This is a genomic window from Arthrobacter sp. D2-10, from assembly GCF_054161285.1.
Map to the genome: position 1 here is coordinate 963,509 of NZ_CP096431.1, position 20,915 is coordinate 984,423.

Genomic DNA, 20,915 nt, shown 5'->3' on the forward strand with positions numbered 1-20,915 from the left:
GAGATCAGATCAGTCCCTACTTGGTGGTTGAGCGACGGACGGCGTAGGTGCCGCCTGCAGCTGCTGCCAGGACCAGGCCGCCACCGAGGGCGATCATGCCCAGGTTGGAGCCGGTCTGCTGCTCAACACCGGTGTCGGCACCGCCTTGGGGCATGGCGCCCATCTGAGAAGCGACAAGGGTCCCACAGAGGGCCGGGGAAGTAGCACCGAGGGGCAGTGACTCCTCGAGGTCGCTCGGAGCGTTGAATGCTTCTTCACTGCTGGAAGTAGCCGGGTCCAGGCCATGGACGACCATGACGGCCGTTCCTGCCTTGAGCGCGTCCTGAGTTTCCTGGTTCATCTCGAACGTGCGCTGGATGGTGTAGTTACCGCCCTGGCCGCCGAGAGTAAGGTCAAGACCGGCGTCTGCGCTGGTGTCACCGCTTGTACCGATCGTGCTCAGGATTCCACCATAGAAGGGTGCACCTTCGGTGGTGGAGAGGATGCCGTCGCCGTTCTCGTCAGCATCCGGCGTGGGGCAAGTGCCCTGCGCTCCGCCGTGGATGTGCTGGACGTGCGGGTAGGCACCATCCATGAACTTCTCGGCAAGACCGGAGACCCGGAGGTCCACGGTGGCTTCATTGCCCTGCAGGGTGACAGTCATGGTGGCTGAGCCAGTGGTTCCACTCAGCTGACCGAGGGTCGAGGTGTATGTTCCGTCGGCACCGTCAGCCATGGCGGGAGCGCCGCCCATTGCGAGCAGGCCAACAGCCAGGGTAGGGACTGCGAAAAGAGCTTTCTTGTTCATGATTCCTCCATGGAGCGAGTGGGGCGCATACCGGAAGAGGTACGCATGACCTTAGTTCGGCGTGGTCTGAGTCACGGATGGGTGTGAGCTGAATAATTTTTTATTCCGCCCAACCCAGCACTCTCAGGGCGCCTTTTCGCCGCTGGTGGAAGAAGCCGGGACGGCCGTGCGGATTTGCGACAATAGAGGCATGCAACCACTGGGAACTTCTGGAAAGACCGCGGGTAGAGGCCTGAGCCTGCGGATGGGCGGCGTCGGAATGGCCATCATGCTGGTGGTGTTCCTGGTCGCGGTGGTATTCGCGGCCAATGAGAACGACGTCGTCGGCTGGCTCGTGGTGATCATCTCCCTGGGCTGGCTGCTCATCTTCAGCTTCGTGGTGTTCACCGTGCGTTCGGCGGCCCGAAAGGCCAGCGCCCGGATCGATGAGTTCAACAGGACCGCCGGCGGCGGCATGGCCGGCAGGGGGCCTGCCGGCGCAAGCTCCGCCATGCGTGACGAAAAGCTCGATCACAGCTTCAAAATCGTCCAGGTGCAGGCGCGGGTCATCCGCGACCACCTCGGCAAGGACCAGGGCATGGTGGACCGCGCTCTCGAAACGATCGAGATCACCTCTCACAACGCACGCAGCATGATGAAAAACAACGACGACGGCCCCGTCGAGGGCACCGTCGTCGACTAACGGCTCCGGTAAGGTTGATCGGGTGAGTTTGGCACCAACCCTGAGAAGCAGCAAGCACCCCAACGCACTCCGTATTGCCACCGTGAACGTGAACGGAATCCGCGCCGCTTACCGGAGGGGAATGGAAGAGTGGCTTGCGGACAGGGAGGTCGACATCCTCTGTCTGCAGGAAGTGCGCGCCCCTGACAAGGTCGTGCGGGAACTGCTCGGGGATTCCTGGCACATCCTGCACGCCGAAGCCGCAGCGAAGGGCCGGGCCGGGGTCGCAGTGGCATCCCGTCTGGAGCCAACCGAAACCCGTGAGCATATCGGTGATGAATACTTCGAGGCGTCCGGTCGCTGGGTGGAGGCCGATTTCGACCTGGACGGAACCAGGCTCAGCGTTGTCAGCGCCTATGTGCACTCCGGCGAGGCCGGATCACCGCAGCAGGAAGACAAGTACCGCTTCCTCGATCTGATGTCGGCCCGTCTCAAGGAACTGCGTGCTACCCGTGACCACGCCCTGGTGGTTGGGGACCTGAACGTCGGCCACACCACCCGGGACATCCGGAACTGGAAGGGCAACCTGAAGAAGGCTGGGTTCCTGCCCGAGGAGCGGGCCTACTTCGATCATTTCTTCAGCGACGCCGTGGGTTGGATCGACGTACACCGCGGCCTGGCGGGCGAGATCGACGGACCGTACACGTGGTGGTCCTGGCGCGGCAAGGCATTCGATAACGACGCCGGCTGGCGGATCGATTACCACCTCGCCACCCCGGAGCTCGCTGCAGCCGCCACTTCCGCCGTTGTTGACCGTGCGCATTCCTGGGAAGCACGCTTCTCGGATCACGCTCCGCTCGTCGTCGACTACCAGCTCTTACAACCCCAGGACTGATATGACCATCTCCTCCACTCCAGCGCGGCAGCGAGTACTGTCCGGCATGCAACCCTCGGGCAGTTCCCTGCACCTTGGGAACTATCTGGGCGCCCTCCTGCAGTGGGTCCAGATGCAGGACTCCTATGACGCCATTTACTTCATCCCGGACCTGCACGCCATCACGGTTCCCCAGGATCCCGCCGAACTGGGAGAGCGGACGCGCCTGACTGCCGCCCAGTACATTGCCGGAGGGGTGGACGTGGACAAGTGCACGCTCTTCGTACAGTCCCATGTTCCGGAGCACGCGCAGCTCGCCTGGGTGCTCAACTGCATCACCGGGTTCGGTGAGGCATCGCGCATGACCCAATTCAAGGACAAGTCGCTTAAGCAGGGTGCAGACTCCACATCGGTGGGCCTGTACACCTACCCCATCCTGCAGGCTGCGGACATCCTGCTCTATCAGCCCGAAGGCGTCCCCGTAGGAGAGGACCAGCGCCAGCACATCGAGCTGAGCAGGGATTTGGCGCAGCGGTTCAACACCCGGTTCGGTGAGACCTTCGTCGTCCCGAAACCCTTCATCCAGAAGGAATCCGCGAAGATCTACGATCTGCAGAATCCCACGGCCAAGATGTCGAAGTCAGCGAGCTCTGCGACCGGACTGATCAACATCATGGACGAGCCGAAGGTCACTGCCAAGCGCATCAAGTCCGCGGTCACGGATGACGGCTCCGAGGTGCGCTTCGACCGCGAGGAGAAGCCGGGAGTATCCAACCTGCTCTCCATCTACTCGCTGATGACAGGCAAGAACATGGACGACGTCGTCGGGCACTTTGAGGGCCGCATGTACGGCCATTTGAAGGTCGAACTGGCTGAAGTCGTCGTGGACCGCCTTGAGCCGATTCGTGCACGCACGTTGGAGTTGCTCGCGGACCCGGCAGAGCTTGACCGCCTGCTTGCGGTCGGCGCGGAGAAGGCGCGGGAGATCGCGTCCGTTACGCTGGCAGATGTGTATTCGAAAGTAGGCTTCCTTCCAGCGCGCGGACGCGGACCGGCGGGTGCCCTCTAGAATCATGAGCCATCCCCTCAGCGAAACCGAGCAGCGTCAACCGACCTATGTAGTAGGCCGGCGTGCTGTCGAGGGCAAGCTTGTAGGTGTGGTGATCCCCATCCCTGAGCCGATCGCCGGTGAGCTGGAGCGCTGGCGGGCATCCTTCGGGGACCCGATGGCCGCCCTTGTCCCGCCCCACATCACGCTGATCACCACCACTCCTGCCAGCGACTGGCCTTCGACCCTGCGCCATGTGCGGGAGGTTGCGTCCGCACAGCGTCCGTTCACGGTGACCCTGAAGAGCACGGGCACGTTCCGCCCGCTCACACCGGTGGTCTTTGTCAACGTCACCGAGGGGTTTGACGCCTGCGTCAGCCTGCACCGGCGGCTGCAGGCGGGCCCCCTCGCCCGTGAGCTGGAATTCCCCTTCCATCCACACGTCACAGTGGCCCACGATGTCAGTGAGGCGAACATGGACTCTGCGGAGATCCAGCTTGACGACTTCGAGGCGTCCTTCACCGTACGTACCATGGGACTGTACGAGCACGACGTCACAGGTGTGTGGAAACTACGGGAAGAGCTCACTTTTGGCCAGAACGCTACCGCCGGCGAAGAAGCAGGGAACTGACGTCCCGTTACCCACGGACCGGGCGCAGCTCACACTGAAAGTACTGCAGGCCCGCCGTGATCTGGGCCGCACGCGGCGGGAAAAAGGCGGGGGAGTGCCCGTCCTCCTGGCCACCTTCCAGTACCTGCTGGCCAGGCTGAACGCCTTCCGCCCCATGCGCGCTTTCCAGCTCTACATCAGCCGCCACGGCCCCCTGATGGCGGCAGGCATCGCGTACAACATGTTCTTCGCCATCGCCGCACTGCTGGTCGTGGGCTTCTCCATCGCCGGGTTGGTGATTTCCGGAGACCCGGAGCTGCAGCGGCTGATCGTACGCGCGGTCGACTCCACCACACCGGGCCTGATCGATACCGACGGCGAGGGCGGACGTTCAGGCTTCGCCACCCCCGACCAGCTGTTCGGTCTTGAGGCCGGGCTCAATCTGGCCCTGCTGATCTCGACCGTTACCCTGCTCTTCACCGCACTTGGCTGGATCGCAGGGATCAGGGAGGGGATGCGCGGCATCTTCGACGTGCCGGCCGTTCAGGCCAATCCGGTGCTCATGAAGCTCAAGGACCTCGGAATTCTGCTTGTCCTCGGGGTAGCGCTGGTGGTGACAACGGCCGTCGGACTAATTGTGAACACCGTGATCGACCTGGTTCTCCAATGGGTGGGCTTCGACAGCGCCGCGCGACCGTTGACGCAAATCGCCGGCATCATTGTCATGCTCCTGCTCGACACGCTCGTCGCGGTGATCCTCTTTCGTTCAGCGTCGGCAATAGAGATGCCCCGCCTCGTGCTGCTTCAGGCCGCGCTGATCGCCGGTGCCGGGAGTACGGTCCTGCGCACGTTCAGCACCCTCCTGCTGGCCGGCGTGGACCGCAACCCGCTTCTCGCACCCTTCGCCGTCATCCTCGGCCTGTTTGTCTGGTTCTTCCTGTTGAGCCAGGTCTACCTGCTGGCGACCGCCTGGGGAGCGATCGGGGCCGCGGACGCCAGAACGGCCGGGTCCACAGCCCGGGGCGGACGCGCACGGTCGTTGCGGCAGCGCAGCCGGGCCGCCCGCACCCCGGAGGTCTCAAGCACCTAAGGTTGCCACTGGGTGGCCGAAGCCGCCACAGCTGCACACAACGCTCCGTGAACGACGACGGCGCGTGGCCACCTCTCGGTAGCCACGCGCCGTCGTCAGTGCGAACTTGTGCTTCTGTTGGTGCTGCGCTGGAGTGCGGGTTCCTGCTAGACCTTCCGGGACAGGATGGCCTGCTTCACCTCGGCAATCGCCTGGGTGACCTGGATGCCACGCGGGCAGGCCTCAGAGCAGTTGAAGGTGGTGCGGCAGCGCCACACGCCTTCCTTGTCGTTGAGGATCTCGAGGCGCATGTCTCCGGCGTCGTCACGCGAGTCGAAGATGAAGCGGTGCGCGTTGACGATAGCGGCGGGACCGAAGTACTGGCCATCGGTCCAGAAGACCGGGCAGGACGACGTGCAGGCCGCGCACAGGATGCACTTGGTGGTGTCGTCGAAGCGCTCACGCTCTTCGGCGGACTGCAGGCGTTCACGCGTCGGCTCATGGCCCCGGTTCACCAGGAACGGCATGATCTCCCGGTAGGACTGGAAGAACGGCTCCATGTCGACAATGAGGTCCTTCTCCACCGGAAGCCCCTTGATCGGCTCCACCAGGATGGGCTTGGAGGTGTCGAGGTCCTTCAGGAGGGTCTTGCAGGCAAGCCGGTTACGCCCGTTGATGCGCATGGCATCGGAGCCGCAGACACCGTGGGCGCAGGAACGGCGGAACGAGACAGTGCCGTCGTGTTCCCACTTGACCTTGTGCAGGGCATCGAGCACACGGTCTGTGCCGTACATGGTGAGCTTCCACTCGTCCCAGTGCGCCTCGTCCGAGACCTCCGGGTTGTAGCGCCGCACCTTCAGCGTGATGTCAAAGGTGGGGATCTCACCGCCGCCCCCGACGCCTGGTGCGAGGTCGACCTTTGAAGCCGGTTCTTTTTCGACAGTTGGTGTGCTCATCAGTACTTACGCTCCATGGGCTGGTAACGGGTGAAGACTACCGGTTTGGTCTCAAGGCGCACACCGCTGGTTTCGACAGCGGAGGGGTCCTTGTAGGCCATGGAATGGGTCATGAAATTCGTGTCATCACGCTCAGGATAGTCCTCGCGGAAGTGACCACCGCGGGATTCCTTGCGGTGCAGGGCGGCCGCAGTCATCACTTTCGCCATATCCAGCAGGAAGCCGAGCTCAACGGCTTCCAGCAGGTCCAGGTTGAACCGCTTGCCCTTGTCCTGCACAGTGACCCGGGTGTAGCGCTCTTCCAGCTTGTCGATGACCTCGAGGGCCTCGAGAAGAGTCTGCTCCGTCCGGAACACCTGAACGTTGGCATCCATGATGTCCTGGAGTTCCTGACGGATCTGTGAAACCCGCTCGCCGCCCTCAGAGCTGCGCATGGTGTCCAGCAGGCGCTCAGTCTCGACCAAGGGATTATCAGGGATTTCCACGAATTCAGCGGTGGCGGCGTACTCGGCGGCAGCGATACCCGCGCGCTTACCGAACACATTGATGTCCAGCAGCGAGTTGGTGCCGAGACGGTTGGAGCCGTGAACGGAAACGCAGGCAACCTCGCCGGCAGCGTAAAGACCTGGGACGACCGTGTCGTTGTCCTGCAGCACCTCAGCCTTGATGTTGGTGGGGATGCCGCCCATGGCATAGTGCGCCGTCGGGAAAACAGGGACCGGCTCGGTGTAGGGCTCCACACCAAGGTAGGTGCGCGCGAACTCCGTGATGTCCGGGAGTTTGGCATCGATGTGAGCCGGCTCCAGGTGGGTCAGGTCGAGGAGGACGTAGTCCTTGTTCGGCCCGGCTCCACGGCCCTCGCGTACCTCGTTCGCCATTGAGCGCGCAACGATGTCGCGGGGAGCGAGATCCTTGATGGTGGGCGCATAGCGCTCCATGAAACGCTCGCCCTCCGAGTTGCGGAGGATCGCGCCTTCGCCGCGGGCAGCCTCCGAGAGGAGGATTCCGAGGCCCGCGAGGCCGGTCGGGTGGAACTGGAAGAATTCCATGTCCTCCAGGGGGATTCCCCGCCGGAACGCGATGCCCATGCCGTCCCCGGTCAGGGTGTGGGCGTTCGACGTGGTCTTGAAAACCTTGCCGACGCCGCCGGACGCGAACACAACGGACTTTGCCTGGAAGACATGCAGTTCGCCGGTGGCGAGGTCATAGGCGACGACGCCGGCGACACGCTTCTGGATCCGGGTTACGCCGTCGACGGTGACTTCCTGGTCCACCGTCAGCATGTCCAGAACGTAGTACTCGTTGAAGAACTCGACGTTGTGCTTGACGCAGTTTTGGTACAGCGTCTGGAGGATCATGTGACCCGTGCGGTCGGCGGCGTAGCAGGCGCGGCGTACCGGCGCTTTGCCGTGATCGCGGGTGTGACCTCCGAAGCGGCGCTGGTCGATGCGGCCCTCGGGCGTGCGGTTGAACGGCAGACCCATCTTCTCGAGGTCCAGCACGGCGTCGATGGCTTCCTTTGCCATGACCTCGGCGGCGTCCTGGTCAACGAGGTAGTCGCCGCCCTTGACGGTGTCGAAGGTGTGCCATTCCCAGTTGTCTTCCTCGACATTGGCCAGGGCGGCGCACATGCCGCCCTGCGCCGCACCCGTGTGGGAACGGGTGGGGTAGAGCTTGGTCAGTACAGCCGTCCTTGCGCGCTGGCCGGATTCAATCGCGGCGCGCATGCCGGCGCCACCGGCGCCCACAATAACGACGTCGTACTTATGGACCTGCATACTGTGCTCTTTCTGTTGAATCTAGCGATGTAGCTAGCCGAATCTGTTGGCTGCGGGCGTAGCCGCCTGGAGTGTTAGGGCGCCGGGCAGTAATCGGCGACGTGCGGTACTCCGTTGACTACCGGGCAGGGATCAAACGTGAAGATCACGAGGGTGCCGAGTACGACGATGACAACGGTCGCCACGTAGAGGATGTTCTTGAGCCAGAACCGGGTGGAGTCCTTTTCGGCGTAGTCATTGATGATGACGCGAACGCCGTTGGTGCCGTGAAGCATGGCAAGCCAGAGCATGACGAGGTCCCAGACCTGCCACAGCGGGTCCGCCCATTTGCCTGCCACGAAGCCGAAATCGACGCCTTCGATGCCGTCTCCGGCGATCATGCTGGTCCAGAGGTGGACGAAGATCAGTACAACCAGGACGATGCCGGACAGGCGCATGAACAGCCATGCGAACATTTCGAAGTTGCCCTTGGAGCCGCCGGTGCGCCGGTACTGCGGTGAGATGCGTCCCGAGCGGGGAGATTCAACGATGGGAGCAGCCATGGCTTAGTGACCTCCGAAAACGACTGAAAGATGGCGGATGGAGAAGGCGATCATGGTGACTGCCCAGAGTCCGATGACGGCCCACAGCATCTGCCGCTGGTACTTGGGGCCCTTCTTCCAGAAGTCCACCAGAACGACGCGGAGGCCGTTGAAGGCGTGGAAGACGATTGCGCCAACCAGCCCCAGCTCTCCGAGGCCCATGAGGGGGTTCTTGTAGGACTCGATGACGACGTCATATGCCTCTGGGGATACCCGTACCAGCGAGGTGTCGAGTACATGCACCAGTAGGAAAAAGAAGATCACGACGCCGGTAATACGATGCGCAACCCAGGACCACTGGCCTTCGCGGCCGCGGTAGAGGGTGCCTGCTGGTGTCTTCGACACTGAAAAACCTCCCTGTGTCGCAGAGGCGTTAGCGCGTCTTCCACGCTGGAAATTCGCCCCGCGAGAGCACTCTTTCCACAAGCCTAATCTAGGCTCCGTTGGTAGGGTGTTCAATTTAGGGCGCCCTACGTTGTGACCTTGTTAACACCGGTGCCTGTGAGAGGTGTAAAAGCCAGGTTTCACCGGTCTTTTTACGGCTCCTGTTAATGTGGGAGCGATGAGTACTCAAGAGCGTAGCCCCCTGGATCGGTTTCACGGCGTCATCCCGGCCGGCGGAACCGGCACACGACTGTGGCCGCTGTCCCGCGCGGCAGCACCGAAGTTCCTGCATGATCTCACCGGATCGGGCAGCACTCTTATCCGCGCCACCTATGAGCGGCTGCATCCGCTGAGCGACAACCGCGTCATGGTGGTCACCGGTAAGGCTCACCGCCGGGCCGTACGTGCGCAGTTGCCCGAGCTCAAGGACTCGGACCTCGTTCTGGAAAGCGAGCCGAAGGACTCGGGGGCGGCAATCGGCTTGGCCGCCGCTATCCTCTACCACCGGGACTCGGACATCATCATGGGATCGTTCGCCGCGGACCAGGTGATCGCGCCCGTCGAAGACTTTCAGGCGGCGGTCCGTGAGGCCGTTCATACGGCCGCCCAGGGGTACATCGTGACGATCGGCATCCTGCCCACGCACCCGTCCACCGGCTTCGGTTATATCCGCGCAGGGGACGCCCTGGACATCGCCTCCGCTCCCAGCGCGCATTCCGTCATCGAATTCGTCGAAAAGCCGTCGGTCGCCGTTGCCCGCGAATACATCGACAGCGGGAAGTACAGCTGGAACGCGGGCATGTTCGTCGCGCCGGTAGCGCTCATGCTCAAGCACCTCGAGGCCAACGAACCGGTCCTGTATGCGGGCCTGATGGAGATCGCTGCTGCGTGGGATACCCGCTCACGCAACGAGGTTGCCCGCAGGGTCTGGCCCACCCTGCCCAAGATCGCGATCGACTACGCAGTCGCCGAGCCGGCAGCAGCCGCCGGTGATGTCGCCATGATCCCCGGCAACTTCAGCTGGGACGACGTCGGTGACTTCGCCGCAATCGGCCGCCTGAACCCGGCGATGGAGAACAGCAATCTCAAGGTGATGGGCGAGGGAGCCCGGGTGTTCTCCGAGAACGCCTCCGGCATCGTGGTCTCCGATACCAAACGGGTCATCGCGCTGATCGGAATTGACGACGTCGTCATTGTGGACACTCCGGACGCACTCTTGGTGACCACGAAGGAGCACGCACAGGAAGTGAAGAAGGCGGTGGAGTCGCTGCGGGCCAGCGGCGATGTGGACGTCCTCTAGGGCTCGGGGAGGTCCTGCGAGTCACTCAATGACGTACGGTTCGAGCGCTCACCTGCAGGTTGGTTAGGCTTGTGTGGTGCAGAAAACTCCCACCGAAGCTCCCGTCGTCCCGCATATTGGCGTGTGGGTGGCTCCGATGCTGGACGAGCTGACGAAGTTTCGGCGCGACATCCACGCGCACCCCGAACTTTCCCACAAGGAGTACCGCACCACCGACCGGTTGGTTGAGCGGCTGGAATCAGCCGGACTGAAGCCCAAACGGCTCGAGGATACGGGCCTGTACGTGGATATCGGCGCCGGTGACATCAGGATCGGCCTGAGGGCGGACATCGATGCCCTCCCGATCCTCGAAGAGACGGACCTGCCCTACGCTTCAACTGCCACGGGCATTGCGCACGCGTGCGGCCATGACATCCACACCACGGTGATGCTCGGTGTTGCGCTAGTACTGGCCAAGATCGACGCCGAGTCTCCGCTCGACGGCCGGGTGCGCGTGATCTTCCAGCCTGCCGAGGAGACCATGCCCGGCGGAGCCCTGGACGTCATTGCCCAGGGCGTGCTTTCCGATGTTCCGCGCATTCTGGCCTTGCACTGTGACCCTCGCATTGACGTCGGCCTGGTGGGGACGCGGATCGGCGCCATCACGTCCGCCTCGGACACCGTCCGGGTCGAGCTTAACGGCCGTGGGGGCCACACCTCCCGTCCGCACGTCACCGAGGACCTGGTCTTCGCGTTGGCACACATCGCGGCCAACGTTCCGGCAGTCCTGTCCCGCCGCATCGACGTGCGAAGCGCCGTGTCCGTGGTGTGGGGCCAGATGCACGCAGGGTCAGCGCCCAACGCGATTCCCGCGCACGGTTTCATGTCCGGGACCATGCGATGCCTCGATGGGGAGGCCTGGGAAGCAGCCGGCGACCTCATGGATGAGACGGTGCGCCAGCTCGCCGCCCCCTTCGGCGTGGACGTTCGGATCGAACACACCAGGGGAGTGCCTCCCGTGGTCAACACCGAGGCGGAGACAGGACTGATCGAAGCTGCAGCCCGCGCCGAGCTGGGGCCGGACGCCGTGGTCCTGACTCCTCAGTCCATGGGGGGCGAGGACTTTGCGTGGATGACCCAGAAAGTCCCCGGCGCCATGATGCGGCTTGGCACCCGCACCCCCGGCGGCGAAACCTACGATCTGCATCGCGGAGACTACCGGCCGGATGAGCAGGCCATCGGGTGCGGCATCCGGGTCATGGCCGCCGCAGCAATGCGCGCAGTACTGGGCCTCCGGCACTAAGCCCCCGGCGCCCGGGAAGTGTCGCACGCCTCGGCGCCTTCGGGGAATGCATCGCCGGATGCGGTGGTTGGCAACCTGCGTGAGTAGCTCCAACAATTTCCGCGTGCCCCTGTCCGTTCTCGATCTCGCCACGGTCGGCTCCGGCCGGACCAGCGCCGATGCGCTCGCTGACAGCGCGAGGCTGGTGGAGGCTGCGGATGCCCTGGGTTTCACCCGCTTCTGGGTGGCGGAGCACCACAACATGCCTTCGGTTGCATCGACAAGCCCCGCCGTACTGATCGCGCACCTCGCAGCGAAGACCTCTCAGATCCGCCTGGGATCCGGCGGCGTGATGCTTCCGAACCACGCACCTTTCGTGGTTGCTGAGCAGTTCGCACTGCTCGAAGCGCTGCATCCGGGCCGCATAGATCTTGGAATCGGACGTGCGCCGGGCACCGACCAGATGACCGCCATGGCGCTGCGCCGGCAGGCCGACGGTCTGGGCGTCGAAGAGTTCCCGCAGCACGTTCTCGAGGTGCTCGCCCTTCTCGGAGATAACCGGACGCCGGACCGGGCCATGCGGCTCGTCGCTACGCCGGCGCCGTCGTCCTTCCCTGACGTCTGGCTGCTCGGATCAAGCGGCTACTCAGCGCAGCTGGCCGGGATGCTCGGCCTTCGGTACAGCTACGCCCACCATTTCGGTAACGAGGATCCGGCCGCGGTCATGCGCCTTTACCGTGCCAACTTCCAGCCCTCACCGGCGCTCGAGGAACCCTACGCCATGCTGGCCACCTCGGCCCTGACCGCGGAGACGGTGGAGGAGGCTGAATACCTGGCGGGACCGGCGAAGGTGATGGCACTGTCCTTGCGGTCAGGCCGTCCCGCGCCGATCGTCTCCCCCGAGGAAGCGGCCAAGCGTATGTTCAGCGACCAGGAGCAGCTGATGCTTGAGCATCTGCCCGCAATCAAGGCCGTCGGCACGCCCGATCAGGTCACCGCGCGCCTCGAAGAACTCGTGGAGCTCACCGGAGCGCAGGAGCTCATGATCACCGGCACAACGTACGACGTCGGCTCCCGCATTGATTCCCTGGCCCACCTCGCCGGCGCCTGGGGACGGTCTCAGGCGGAGGCGCAGACGGGCGCACCGGCCGGCCGGTAAGTCAACCTACCCGTTGGTAACAAAACTTGAACAATGTGGGAACGGGCGGGTGATTTGGTAGTGTGCCCGGTCACTCCGGCGCTAGAGTAAGCTTCATCATCGAGTCCCGAAACTGAGGCGGGACCGGCGCCACGAACATCAATGAAAACAGAGCTTGCAACCCCTATCAGGGAGCCGCAATTGGACACTCATTGACTTCTTGATCGTGGGCTTACTTCTTATCGGAGGAACATTGAAGAATTCACGGAGCTTGACAGGGCGCCGGACCGGCATGTCCGTTGCAGCACTGGGAGCAGCAGCCCTTCTCCTCGCCGGTTGCGGTGCGCCGCCGGCAGAGACGGAAGGCGGCGGATCCGATCCCGCTGCCGAGGCTACCGACTACGCCGGCTGCATCGTTTCCGACTCGGGCGGCTTCGACGACCAGTCGTTCAACCAGTCCAGCTACGAGGGCATCAAGGCCGCTGAAGAGTCCCTCGGCATCGAGGTCCGCCAGGCCGAGTCTCAGGCCGAGACCGACTTCACGCCGAACGTGAACTCCATGGTCAGCGCCGGCTGCGACATGATCGTTACCGTCGGGTTCCTGCTCTCCGCCACTACGGCAGAAGCCGCGGAGGCCAACCCGGAGACCAACTTCGCGATCGTGGACGACAACCAGATCGACCTTCCCAACGTCAAGCCGATCATCTACGACACGGCGCAGGCAGCCTTCATGGCCGGGTACCTGGCCGCGGGCACTTCGGAGACAGGAAAGGTCGCGACCTACGGCGGCATTCAGATCCCCACCGTGACCATCTTCATGGACGGCTTCGCAGACGGTGTCGCCTACTACAACGAGCAGAAGGACGCCGACGTCCAACTCCTCGGCTGGGACAAGGAAGCACAGACCGGCACCTTCGTCGGCGACTTCACGAACCAGGCTGCAGGCAAGACCAACACGCAGAACTTCATCAACGAGGGCGCGGACATCATCATGCCCGTGGCCGGTCCCGTGGGCCTCGGCACCATCGAGGCCGTTGGGGAAGCCAACGCAGACGGCGGCAGCAACAAAGTGATCTGGGTTGACTCGGACGGCTTCGAGACCGTCGAGACCGGAACCGAGTTCATCCTGACCTCGGTCATGAAGCTCATGGGCGATGCCGTTGAGCAGGTCATCTCTGAGGACGTCGAAGGCAACTTCAGCAACGAGCCGTACGTCGGCACGCTGGAAAACGGCGGTGTTGCACTTGCTCCGTTCCACGACCAGGAAGAGGCAGTCTCGGACGAGATGACTGCCGAACTGGAAGAGATCAAGGCAGGCATCATCTCCGGCGAGATCACCGTCGAATCTGAGGCAAGCCCCAAGTAACACCAGACTGAACACGCCGCCCGCTTCCCAGGATGGTTCCACGGTCCTGCAGGAACGGGCGGCGTGTTCGCGTTACGGTTTGAATTGACTCTGTATTAGCTGGCGGTGGGAACGGGCAGTTGAAGATTGGCCGTTCCCGCACCAGCTCCCATCAAGGACAGGTTGGTTGGGGTTGTGAAGCTCGAACTGCAGGGAATCACCAAGCGCTTTGGCTCGCTGGTTGCCAATGACAATATTGATCTGGTGGTGAACCCCGGAGAGGTGCATTGCCTCCTCGGCGAAAACGGCGCAGGCAAGTCGACGCTCATGAACGTCCTCTACGGACTGTATGAGCCCACGGACGGACAAATCCTCGTCGACGGAAAGCCCGTCACTTTCCGCGGACCCGGCGACGCGATGGCCGTGGGAATCGGCATGGTGCACCAGCACTTCATGCTCATCCCGGTCTTTACGGTTGCCGAGAACGTCGCGCTCGGCGACGAGCACACCAAGGCGGGCGGCATCCTCGACCTCGATAAGACCCGCGCGCGTATCCGCGAGATTTCCGACCGCTATGGATTCGACGTCGACCCCGACGCCCTCGTTGAAGACCTTCCCGTCGGCGTGCAGCAGCGCGTGGAAATCATCAAGGCACTGGTCCGCAAGGCGGAAGTGCTGATCCTGGACGAGCCGACCGCGGTGCTCACCCCCCAGGAAACCGATGAACTCATCCAGATCATCGAGGAGCTCAAAGCCGGCGGTACAGCGATCGTCTTCATCTCGCACAAACTGCGGGAAGTGAAGGCAGTGTCCGACGTCATTACCGTGATTCGGCGGGGCGCCGTCGTCGGAACTGTTGAGCCCAGTGCCAGCACCAGTGACCTCGCTTCCATGATGGTCGGGCGTCAGGTGAGCCTTAGCCTCAACAAGGCGCCGGCAACCCCGGGCGACACCACTTTCGTCGTTCGGAACCTCACCGTCCCGGGATCGGGCGGGCAGAACCTGCTGGACAACGTCAGCTTCGAGATCGCGAAAGGCGAGATCCTCGCAGTCGCCGGCGTGCAGGGCAACGGGCAGACCGAACTCACCGAGGCGATCCTTGGGCTGCACCCGCACGCATCCGGGTCCGTGCAATTGAAGGGCAAGGAACTGCTGGGGATGAAGGTCAAGGACATCATCCGCGAAGGCGTTGGATTCGTCCCGGAAGACCGCAAGATCGACGGCCTCGTGGGGAGCTTCTCCATCGCGGAGAACATGATCCTCAACTGGTACAACGAGCCCCCCTTCGCGAAGGGGTTCGCCATGAAGCCGTCCGTGGTTCTCAGGAACGCGCAGGAAAAAGTCACCGAGTTCGATGTGCGGACGCAGAGTGCCGAGGCACCGGTCAGCACGCTGTCCGGCGGTAACCAGCAGAAGGTGGTCCTGGCCCGGGAACTCTCGCGGCCACTGAACCTCTTCATTGCATCCCAGCCCACACGCGGCGTGGACGTCGGGTCAATCGAGTTCCTCCATAAGCGGATCGTTGCAGAGCGCGATGCCGGGACGCCCGTCATGATCGTGTCCACCGAACTCGATGAAATCAGTGAACTTGCGGATCGCATTGCGGTGCTGCATGGAGGAGAACTCATGGGCGTGGTGCCAGGCGATACGCCGCGCGACGTGCTCGGTCTCATGATGGCCGGTATGACGGCAGAGGAAGCACTGCGGCAGGACGCCTCCGCGGTGGAAGAGCGAAACCGGGCAGCCGGCGGGCACCGGGCTGCAGGAGCGCACCGGGTTACCGGAGAGGAAGACCGATGAGCGTCAATAGACCCAACGCCGGCTCCGCGTCGGAAGAGACCGCCGCGCCGCCGCCCATTCCCGGAACAGGCGATACGACGCCGGCACCGGATCAGGAGGACCGCGGCAGGGGCATCCTCAAGAGCATCGCCACTGGTTCCTCGCTGGTGGCAATTCTCGCCGTCGTCCTGTCGATCATTCTTGGCGGCCTCCTGATCGCACTCACTGACGAGGACGTCGCGGCTGCATCGACCTATTTCTTCAGCCGGCCGGGTGACACGCTCTTGGCCGCCTGGGAAGCAGCCAGCGGAGCGTACGCCGCTCTCTTCCAGGGTGCTGTGTTCAATCCGGGCGCTGACTCCCTCGGGCTGATGTTCCGCCCGCTGACCGAAACGTTGACAGTCGCCACACCCCTGATCCTTGCGGGCCTCGGCGTGGCGGTGGCGTTCCGCGCCGGGCTGTTCAACATCGGCGCGCAGGGCCAGATCATCCTCGGAGCCATGTTTGCAGGATGGATCGGCTTCTCCTGGCACCTGCCGTTCGGCCTTCACCTTCTGTTCGTGGTACTCGCCGGGTTTGTGGGCGGTGCGCTGTGGGGTGTCATTCCCGGTCTTCTCAAGGCACGTACCGGTGCCCACGAGGTCATCGTGACCATCATGCTGAATTACATCGCGATCTACCTGGTCGGGTTCCTCCTCACCACGCCGTCGTTCCAGAACCCGGGATCGTCGAACCCGATCAGCCCCCGCCTGGACGACACCGCTGTGTTCCCCCAGATCCTCGGCCCCCAGTTCCGCCTGCACCTAGGCTTCCTCGTGGCGATTGCGGCAACGTACGGCGTCTGGTGGCTGCTCAACCGGTCGACGGTCGGCTTCGAACTTCGCGCTGTCGGCGCCAACCCGTTCGCGGCACGCACCGCGGGAATCAGCGTGACCAAGGGATACGTCGTCGTCATGATGCTGGCGGGCGGCCTCGCCGGTCTCGCCGGCGTGGCGCAGGTGGCGGGTACCGAACGGGTGCTGACCAGCGGCATCGCCGCCAGCTTCGGGTTCGACGCCATCACTGTCGCGCTGCTGGGCCGGTCCCACCCGTGGGGCGTCTTCTTCGCCGGAGTCCTGTTCGGGGCATTCCGTGCCGGCGGCGTCCAGATGCAGACCCTGACGGGCACGCCCATCGACATCGTGCTGGTAGTCCAGTCACTGATTGTTCTCTTCATCGCCGCTCCGCCGCTGGTCAAGGCGATCTTCCGGATCGATCAGAAGAAGACGGCCAAGACGCGCAAGGGCAGCAAGAATCAGCTGGTATCCGGAGGTGCAGCATGAGCATCGCAGCAACCGTTACTGATCCGGGTGTAGCCGGACCCTCTACCCGGAACTGGAAGGCACCGATTGGATTCGGTGTCGGGGCGCTGATCGCCCTGTTCGTCTTCGCGATCGGCGGTCCGGCGGCCACCGCGGTCTTCCGGGTGTCGGATGACTCGGACCGCTTCCGCCTCGCGGATATCGCGCTGCCCGCCAACGTCGTCGGCTGGGTTGTGGCAGTCGCGCTCATCGCGATTGCGGTCTATGCCTTTCTGCAGGTGCGCGGCGGCCGGAGGATCAACCGCTGGGCGGGCATCGCGTACGCGGTCCTCTTCGTGGTCGGCTTCCTCACCTGGGTGGTCGGCATTGCCGACCGGCCCTCCATCTCGCTTGCCGGCCTCGTCGCCGGCTCAGTGACCCTCGCGATTCCGCTGATTTTCGGGTCGCTCTCGGGCGTATTGTGCGAGCGTGTCGGCGTCGTGAACATCGCGATCGAGGGACAGCTTCTCTCCGGAGCCTTCGCCGCCGCCGTCGCTGCCTCCGTGTCGGGTAACGCCTACGTCGGCCTGATCGCGGCGGCGTTCGCCGGCGTGCTGGTATCGCTCGTTCTGGCGATCTTCAGCATCAAGTATCTGGTCAACCAGATCATCGTCGGTGTTGTGCTCAACGTGCTGGTATCCGGACTGACCGGGTTCCTGGCGTCCACGCTGCTCAGCCGCGACTCCGCTACTTTCAACTCGCCGCCGGGTCTTCCGGAGGTCCGCATTCCTCTCCTTGCGGACATCCCGATCATCGGCCCCATCCTTTTTCAGCAGAGCATCGTCGGCTACTTCATGTACGCAGCGGTGATCGTCATCTGGATCGGGCTCTACCGGACCAAGTGGGGGCTGCGCGTGCGAGCGGTCGGTGAGCACCCACAAGCCGCGGACACCATGGGCATCAAGGTGAACGCAACACGGTTCTGGAACGTGCTTCTGGGCGGCGCGGTCGCCGGTTTCGGCGGCGCGTTCTTCACGCTTGTGTCGGTCAGTTCCTTCACCCGGGACATGACTGCAGGGCAGGGCTACATCGCACTTGCCGCTCTCATCTTCGGACGCTGGAATCCGATCGGCGCGTTCTTCGCGGCACTGCTCTTCGGCTTCGCGACCAACCTGCGCTTTGTCCTGTCCATCATCGGCACGGACGTTCCGAGCCAGTTCCTGGCCATGCTGCCGTACATCGTGACGATCCTGGCCGTCGCTGGGCTCGTGGGACGTTCCCGACCGCCCGCAGCCGGCGGCATCCCTTACGTCAAGGAGTAGCCCGTGAGCGCACGTGATGAAAGCCCGACGACGACGGACGCTACCGCCCCGATGACGCCACCTGAAGCGGACCTCCCCTGGGAGGAGTTGGCAGAGGCGGCAACGGCGGCCATGCGCAACGCGTACGTCCCCTACTCCTCCTTCCCGGTGGGAGCCGCTGCCCTGACCGACGATGGGCGGATCGTCTCGGGCTGCAATGTTGAGAACGCATCCTACGGACTCACCCTGTGCGCCGAGTGCTCCCTGGTGAGCCAACTCCAGATGACCGGCGGCGGCAGGCTGGTTGCTTTCAGCTGCGTGGACGGTAACGGCAATGCCTTGATGCCGTGCGGGCGCTGCAGGCAGCTGCTGTACGAATTTCGTGCACCGGGCATGCTGCTGATGACAGTAAGCGGTATCAGAACCATGGACGAGGTGCTGCCGGACGCGTTCGGCCCCCAGCACCTCGCAGACACGGGCACCTCAAGCGCCGGCAACACAGAGTCAGGAATCACCACATGAGCGAGCAGTTCGATGCCGTTGACATCATCCGCATCAAGCGCGACCGGGGCACGCTGAGCCCGGCGCAGATCGACTGGACCATCGACGCGTACACCCGCGGCGCAATCGCGGATGAGCAGATGGCGGCCCTCAACATGGCAATCCTGCTGAACGGGATGGACCGTACGGAGATTTCCCGGTGGACGGCAGCCATGATTGCCAGCGGCGAGCGGATGAATTTCTCTTCGCTCGGAAAACCGACCAGCGACAAGCACTCGACCGGGGGAGTGGGTGACAAGATCACGCTCCCGCTGGCGCCGCTCGTTGCGGTCTTCGGTGTTGCCGTGCCGCAACTCTCCGGTCGCGGCCTTGGCCACACCGGTGGCACCCTGGATAAGCTCGAATCCATTCCCGGCTGGCGGGCCCAGCTCTCGAACGACGAGATGATGGCCCAGCTGGCCGACGTCGGTGCCGTCATCTGCGCGGCGGGCGCCGGACTGGCCCCGGCGGACAAGAAGCTCTACGCCCTGCGGGATGTGACAGGAACCGTTGAAGCCATTCCGCTGATCGCCTCCTCGATCATGAGCAAGAAGATCGCTGAGGGAACCGGCTCCCTCGTCCTCGATGTAAAGGTCGGCAGCGGAGCGTTCATGAAGGACCAGACGCAGGCGCGGGAACTGGCCGAGACCATGGTGGCGCTCGGCACGGATGCTGGAGTCAAAACCGTCGCCCTGTTGACCAACATGTCGACTCCGCTCGGCTTGACGGCGGGTAACGCCATCGAGGTCGAGGAGTCCGTCGAGGTGCTGGCCGGCGGGGGACCCCAGGACGTCGTCGAGCTGACCGTGCGCCTCGCCGAGGAGATGCTCGCTGCGGCAGGTGTGAACGATGCTGACCCGGCCCGGGCTCTCAGGGACGGGCGCGCCATGGACGTCTGGAACCGCATGATCGAGGCCCAGGGTGGAGACCCCCGCGCGGCCCTTCCGGTAGCGAAGGAATCCGAGACGGTCTATGCGCCGGCCGACGGCGTGCTCGTAGAGCTTGACGCACTGGCCGTCGGTGTAGCCGCCTGGCGCCTGGGTGCCGGACGAGCACGCAAGGAGGACGCGGTGCAGGCCGGGGCCGGTGTCCGCCTTCATGCGAAGCCGGGAGCCTCGGTTCGTGCAGGTGAGCCGCTGATGACACTGCTGACTGATACCCCCGAGAAGTTCGACCGCGCGCGTGAAGCATTGGAAGCCGCCGTCGTCATTGCTCCGGAGGGTTCACGTCCGGCGCAGGAGCTCATCATCGACCGCATCGCCTGACCCTGTCAGGGATCGCCCCTAGTCCCGGGGGCGGAGGAGGCGGCAGGGAAGATCAGCCCTTCGGTCGACGCGATGGGAACGGTCCAAACCATAACCTTGGAAAAAGGTTGAATCAGGGGTGCGCCGGGGTCATAACCCATGGACCCCTTTCATCCGCTGCTGGCATGGTTTAAGGAGTTCCAGACCACGTCAGGCGGCGGCCTCCGGAGCCATCCGCACAATCCAAGGAGCGCAGGTAGTGGACGCCATAAGTGCTGTCACGAATGGGCTGAGCGATTTCATCCTCAGCACCGCAGAGCAGCCGTGGGTCTACCTGCTGGTCTTCGTCTGCTGCACGGTTGACGGGTTCTTCCCGCCCTTCCCCAGTGAGTCGGTGGTGGTGGGGCTGGCCTCGCTCGTGATTACCGAGGGTGTGCCGAACGCCTGGCTTCTGATCCTGGTTTCTTCGCTCGGTGCTTTTGTCGGCGACAACGTGGCCTACCTCATGGGGCGGGGAGTCGGGACGCACCGGTTCCGCTGGATGCGCCGCCCGCGCTCGCAGAAGGCGTTTGAATGGGCCGGTTACGAACTCGAGAAGCGCGCGGCGTCACTCATCCTTGTGGGGCGGTTCATTCCCTTCGGACGGGTGGCGGTCAACCTCACCGCCGGTGCAACCGGCTATTCGCGACGCCGGTTCGTTGCACTGACTGCTATCTCGGCTATCGCGTGGGGCACCTATTCGGTCGGGATAGGCGCCCTCGCCGGAGCCTGGTTTGAAGACAACCATCTGCTGGGTGTTACCGTCGCCATCGCCGTCGCGGTGGTCCTGGGGTTCATCGTGGACCGTGTCATCAGCGCAGTCCGGGGATCCACGCCCACCCGGCCGCGCCCGGCGCCCCTGCAGTGTGAAGCATCGACGCTGGAGAGCGTTGCCACGCCTGCGGAAGCGCCTTTGGCCTCGCGTAGTCTTGGCCTGTGA

At 63.8% G+C, this 20,915-nt stretch carries 20 protein-coding genes; 15 read left to right on the forward strand and 5 right to left on the reverse strand.

The annotated features are described in order from the left end of the window. Window positions 1-16: 16 nt before the first annotated feature. Window positions 17-787: a hypothetical protein gene (locus M1D74_RS04600; protein WP_309070954.1), complete on the reverse strand. Its 771-nt coding sequence runs from the start codon at window positions 785-787 to the stop codon at window positions 17-19. A 190-nt stretch (window positions 788-977) separates the two neighbouring features. Between M1D74_RS04600 and M1D74_RS04605 the strand changes: the two genes are divergently transcribed. From M1D74_RS04605 to M1D74_RS04625, 5 genes are read left to right on the forward strand one after another with little or no spacing between them, the layout of a single operon-like run. Continuing rightward, the gene (locus M1D74_RS04605; protein WP_309070955.1) at window positions 978-1,469 is read left to right on the forward strand and encodes a hypothetical protein; all 492 of its coding nucleotides are present in this window, start codon (window positions 978-980) and stop codon (window positions 1,467-1,469) included. Window positions 1,470-1,491: 22 nt separating this feature from the next. Further along, window positions 1,492-2,343, forward strand: coding sequence for an exodeoxyribonuclease III (locus M1D74_RS04610; protein ID WP_458116660.1), 852 nt, complete (start codon window positions 1,492-1,494; stop codon window positions 2,341-2,343). Window position 2,344: 1 nt separating this feature from the next. Beyond that, the gene (gene trpS / locus M1D74_RS04615) at window positions 2,345-3,391 is read left to right on the forward strand and encodes a tryptophan--tRNA ligase (RefSeq protein ID WP_309124295.1); all 1,047 of its coding nucleotides are present in this window, start codon (window positions 2,345-2,347) and stop codon (window positions 3,389-3,391) included. 4 nt (window positions 3,392-3,395) lie between these two features. After that, window positions 3,396-4,001 (forward strand): 2'-5' RNA ligase family protein, encoded by a 606-nt coding sequence (locus tag M1D74_RS04620; RefSeq protein WP_309070958.1) that lies wholly within the window; start codon window positions 3,396-3,398, stop codon window positions 3,999-4,001. Beyond that, complete coding sequence (locus tag M1D74_RS04625; protein ID WP_309070959.1) at window positions 3,961-5,070, forward strand: YihY/virulence factor BrkB family protein; 1,110 nt, start codon at window positions 3,961-3,963, stop codon at window positions 5,068-5,070. The genes M1D74_RS04620 and M1D74_RS04625 overlap by 41 nt, the downstream gene beginning before the upstream one ends. A 146-nt stretch (window positions 5,071-5,216) precedes the next feature. Here the strand turns inward: M1D74_RS04625 and M1D74_RS04630 are convergent, their stop codons facing one another. From M1D74_RS04630 to sdhC, 4 genes are all read right to left on the reverse strand, one after another. Continuing rightward, the gene (locus M1D74_RS04630; protein WP_309070960.1) at window positions 5,217-6,005 is read right to left on the reverse strand and encodes a succinate dehydrogenase iron-sulfur subunit; all 789 of its coding nucleotides are present in this window, start codon (window positions 6,003-6,005) and stop codon (window positions 5,217-5,219) included. Beyond that, window positions 6,005-7,783 (reverse strand): succinate dehydrogenase flavoprotein subunit, encoded by a 1,779-nt coding sequence (gene sdhA / locus M1D74_RS04635; RefSeq protein WP_309070961.1) that lies wholly within the window; start codon window positions 7,781-7,783, stop codon window positions 6,005-6,007. Before sdhA ends, M1D74_RS04630 begins: the two co-directional genes overlap by 1 nt. A 74-nt stretch (window positions 7,784-7,857) precedes the next feature. Beyond that, entirely contained in the window at window positions 7,858-8,325 is a 468-nt protein-coding gene (locus M1D74_RS04640) for a succinate dehydrogenase hydrophobic membrane anchor subunit (protein ID WP_309070962.1), read from the reverse strand. A gap of 3 nt (window positions 8,326-8,328) precedes the next feature. Next, window positions 8,329-8,709, reverse strand: a complete 381-nt coding sequence (gene sdhC, locus M1D74_RS04645) for a succinate dehydrogenase, cytochrome b556 subunit (protein ID WP_309070963.1) — start codon at window positions 8,707-8,709, stop codon at window positions 8,329-8,331. Window positions 8,710-8,926: 217 nt separating this feature from the next. On the opposite strand from sdhC, the gene M1D74_RS04650 reads away from it, so the two are divergent. The 10 genes from M1D74_RS04650 to M1D74_RS04695 all read left to right on the forward strand — a co-directional run bounded on the left by M1D74_RS04650 (window position 8,927) and on the right by M1D74_RS04695 (window position 20,915). Further along, window positions 8,927-10,048 carry a mannose-1-phosphate guanylyltransferase gene (locus M1D74_RS04650; RefSeq protein WP_458116661.1) on the forward strand — a complete coding sequence of 374 codons (1,122 nt, stop codon included), beginning with the start codon at window positions 8,927-8,929 and terminating at the stop codon, window positions 10,046-10,048. A gap of 136 nt (window positions 10,049-10,184) precedes the next feature. Beyond that, window positions 10,185-11,330, forward strand: coding sequence for an amidohydrolase (locus tag M1D74_RS04655; RefSeq protein ID WP_458117135.1), 1,146 nt, complete (start codon window positions 10,185-10,187; stop codon window positions 11,328-11,330). A 103-nt stretch (window positions 11,331-11,433) separates the two neighbouring features. Continuing rightward, window positions 11,434-12,468, forward strand: coding sequence for an LLM class flavin-dependent oxidoreductase (locus M1D74_RS04660; protein WP_458116662.1), 1,035 nt, complete (start codon window positions 11,434-11,436; stop codon window positions 12,466-12,468). A 232-nt stretch (window positions 12,469-12,700) separates the two neighbouring features. Then, window positions 12,701-13,813 (forward strand): BMP family lipoprotein, encoded by a 1,113-nt coding sequence (locus M1D74_RS04665; RefSeq protein WP_458116663.1) that lies wholly within the window; start codon window positions 12,701-12,703, stop codon window positions 13,811-13,813. 174 nt (window positions 13,814-13,987) lie between these two features. After that, entirely contained in the window at window positions 13,988-15,592 is a 1,605-nt protein-coding gene (locus tag M1D74_RS04670) for an ABC transporter ATP-binding protein (RefSeq protein WP_458116664.1), read from the forward strand. Further along, window positions 15,589-16,893 carry an ABC transporter permease gene (locus tag M1D74_RS04675; protein WP_458116665.1) on the forward strand — a complete coding sequence of 435 codons (1,305 nt, stop codon included), beginning with the start codon at window positions 15,589-15,591 and terminating at the stop codon, window positions 16,891-16,893. The genes M1D74_RS04670 and M1D74_RS04675 overlap by 4 nt, the downstream gene beginning before the upstream one ends. After that, entirely contained in the window at window positions 16,890-18,173 is a 1,284-nt protein-coding gene (locus tag M1D74_RS04680) for an ABC transporter permease (protein ID WP_458116666.1), read from the forward strand. Before M1D74_RS04675 ends, M1D74_RS04680 begins: the two co-directional genes overlap by 4 nt. A 51-nt stretch (window positions 18,174-18,224) precedes the next feature. Beyond that, on the forward strand, window positions 18,225-18,674 hold the full coding sequence (locus M1D74_RS04685; RefSeq protein WP_458117136.1) for a cytidine deaminase: 450 nt from the start codon (window positions 18,225-18,227) through the stop codon (window positions 18,672-18,674). Further along, window positions 18,671-19,957, forward strand: coding sequence for a thymidine phosphorylase (locus M1D74_RS04690; protein WP_309070969.1), 1,287 nt, complete (start codon window positions 18,671-18,673; stop codon window positions 19,955-19,957). The genes M1D74_RS04685 and M1D74_RS04690 overlap by 4 nt, the downstream gene beginning before the upstream one ends. A gap of 238 nt (window positions 19,958-20,195) precedes the next feature. Further along, window positions 20,196-20,915, forward strand: a complete 720-nt coding sequence (locus tag M1D74_RS04695; protein ID WP_458116667.1) for a DedA family protein — start codon at window positions 20,196-20,198, stop codon at window positions 20,913-20,915.